The organism is Rhodococcus sp. KB6, from assembly GCF_001445685.1.
In the GTDB taxonomy this organism is placed as follows: domain Bacteria; phylum Actinomycetota; class Actinomycetes; order Mycobacteriales; family Mycobacteriaceae; genus Rhodococcus_F; species Rhodococcus_F qingshengii.
In genome coordinates, this window is sequence record NZ_LNAK01000073.1 from 1 (window position 1) to 2,684 (window position 2,684).

Consider the following 2,684-nt stretch of genomic DNA (forward strand, 5'->3'; position numbering starts at 1 on the left):
CCGCCGATCAGGGCCCGTGCCTGACAACGGACCCACACCGCCTGCGGGACTTCATCCGCGGCTTCTGCGACCTGCTCCTCGCACACCGCATCGAGTCCGGGGTACGCGCGGGCAAGGCGCTGGCGACGAACCCACGCCGCCAGATCATGACCGCGATCGAGCAGTTCTACCAGTTCATGTATGACCACCGGGATGAAGCCGCCACCGAACTCGGCATCAGCGCCTGGGCCACTCTGCGACCCGAGCACTGCGTGCTGTTCCGCCCCGAGGACAAGCCCCGCTTGGCCAACGTCAAGGCACACGACATGGTCCTCGAAGAGGATGTCATGCAGCAGATCGCCGAGGGCAGCGGCCTGCTCGCACAGCCTGTGAAGGAGGGCGGGCTCGGCGACCTGCAAGCCTTCCACATCCTGATGCTTCTGCTGCGCACCGGACGTCGCGCCAACGAGGTGCTGATGATGGACTTCGACCCGCTCGAACCGATCCTGCACAATCGCACATACGGTGATCCTGACAGCGCGGGCTTCGTCGCCCGGATGCGGTATCAACAGACGAAGATCGAATCGAACGTCGCACCCACGATCCCCGTGGACGAGGAGATCGTCACGATCATCCGAGCCCAGCAAAAGCACGCCCGAGACATGATGGCGCACTTCGGAAACTCTGACGTAACGCCGAAATACCTGTTCCTCTGCGCGAGCCGAAACCGACTGGGCGACAAGCCTTACCCGCTTCCGACAATGCATCTGCGGTTCAGCAGGCTCACCAGACTGCTCAACATCAGAGACTCCGTCGGCCGTCAGGTCGCGGTCTCCAAGACACACCGCTTCCGGCACACCGCCGCGACCAACCTGATCAACGCTGGAGTGCCGCTTCACGTCGTGATGCGCTACTTCGGTCATGTCTCCCCGGACATGACCTTGCACTACGCCGTGACCTCTGCGCAGACTATGGAGGAGGAATTCCTCCGATACAAGAAAGTCACCCGCGACGGCCGCACCGCCTCGATCGACAGCTCCGACCTCTACGATCTGATCCAGCTCGACAAGCGAGCTGACCGCATTCTGCCCAACGGTTGGTGCACGCTCCCACCGAAACAATTGTGCGATAAGGGAAACGCCTGCCTGTCCTGCTCGAAGTTCGTCACCGACTCCACTCACGCCCCGCAGTTGCGGACCCAGCTCACCGACACGGAAACCCTGATCGAACACCGGCAAGCAGTGTTCACCGCGAAGTACGGCGCCCCGATGGACGAGACGAACATCTGGCTGCAAGGCCGCCGGATCGAGGTCGACTCGCTCAACCGGATCCTGCTCTCGATCAACGATGTTTCCGCCGCCGACAAGGCCGTTCGCGGCCCCGGAACCACCATCTAGAGCAAGGAGAACAAGCCCGTGCCCGAACACCTCACCGCCGCAGCGCGACAACGCCACACCGAGACCAGAGCGCGCGCGGAAGCGGCTCTGCTGGCACTCAGCAATGCAGGCGAGCCGGTCACCTTCGCGGCCGTCGCTCGCCGCGCCACGGTCTCCACCGACTTCCTCTACAACCAGCCCGACCTGCGCACGAAGATCAACGACCTCCGCACCAGGCGCCCGCACCACCGAACAACTCCGGAACAGATGACCGAACCCGGACAGCAGTCTGCACCGTCCGCGGTCAGAGCACTGTCCTCGCAGCTCAAGGAACTCAAACGCCGGCACGCCGAAGAGCTCGGCGAGCTGCGCAAGGCGCTCGCGGTCGCCCACGGCGAGAACCTCGCGCTGCGGCGACGACTCGCCGACTCCCGCTAGCGCCCTGAGGGTAATCGGTTTCGCTGCTCGTCCACGAAACACGACCCGCCGCCTCGGCATTGGAGGGAAGCGCCAGGCCGGGACACGTCGACAGGACAGCGGCAATCGCGTCTTTCTCCGCCTGGGTCACCCACAACCGATACCGGAGTTTGACCGCGACCTGACGGGCCACATAAGCACATCGGAACGCCTTGTTCGGAGGAAGCCACGAGGCGGCATCGGAGTCACTCTTCGCCGAGTTCGGAGCCTGCGTGGTAGCGATGAGATTGAGCGGATCATTCGCCAGGTCGACACGTTCGGCGGCAGACAACTGCTGCGCGCCCTTCTGCCACGAATCACCAAGAGCGACGACATGCTCGATCGGGACGAGTGGCGAAGTCGTCTCCCCGCGAACGAAATTCACCGTGGTCCCGGTATACGGATCGTGAAGGACTCCCGACTGCACCACGCACGGCGGCGCGGCCACACCTGAGCGGCCCTTGCACGTGACGTCCATAAGGTCACGGGAGAGTATGTCCTCGCGAGTGCTCAGCGAGTTCCCGCCCCACATAGCGGTGTTCGTATCAGTCCACGCGGCACCGAACTCGCTGCGCGCATACCCCGTCTTCGGCGCACGACCCTTCACCGCAAGCTGCTCCAACGCGGACAGTGCCTCTTCAACCTGCGCACCAGGCGCAGCGGTCTCCGACACCGGAGCGGCGAATACCGTCCCGCCATCAGCAGGAAGGGCCGAGCAACCAGAAACAGCGACAACGAACGCCGCAGCCACCGCCGCGACGCCGCTCACGCTCTGGCCCATCGCACTGCCACCACAGCCATCAGCGGCATGACATCGACATAATGACCAGCAGAAAGAGGAAGACTCCTTGACAAAGCTGCTGATAACAGGTG

General features: G+C 63.7%; 3 protein-coding genes. 2 read left to right on the forward strand and 1 reads right to left on the reverse strand.

Features of this window, described 5'->3' with window-relative positions; genetic code table 11:
• A partial coding sequence (locus ASU23_RS12195) for a tyrosine-type recombinase/integrase (protein ID WP_156423147.1) occupies positions 1-1,376 on the forward strand: 1,376 nt, incomplete at its 5' end.
• An 18-nt stretch (positions 1,377-1,394) separates the two neighbouring features.
• Positions 1,395-1,793 (forward strand): DUF6262 family protein, encoded by a 399-nt coding sequence (locus ASU23_RS12200; RefSeq protein ID WP_058038010.1) that lies wholly within the window; start codon positions 1,395-1,397, stop codon positions 1,791-1,793.
• Here the strand turns inward: ASU23_RS12200 and ASU23_RS33350 are convergent.
• Positions 1,690-2,592: an HNH endonuclease family protein gene (locus ASU23_RS33350; protein WP_082661395.1), complete on the reverse strand. Its 903-nt coding sequence runs from the start codon at positions 2,590-2,592 to the stop codon at positions 1,690-1,692. The two genes, ASU23_RS12200 and ASU23_RS33350, sit on opposite strands and share 104 nt — an antisense overlap.
• Positions 2,593-2,684 lie beyond the last annotated feature (92 nt).

What these genes read in the sequence shown, in the direction of transcription:
- ASU23_RS33350 (WP_082661395.1), bottom strand. Translation starts at nt 2,592, where the DNA reads ATGGGCCAGAGCGTGAGCGGCGTCGCGGCGGTGGCTGCGGCGTTCGTT.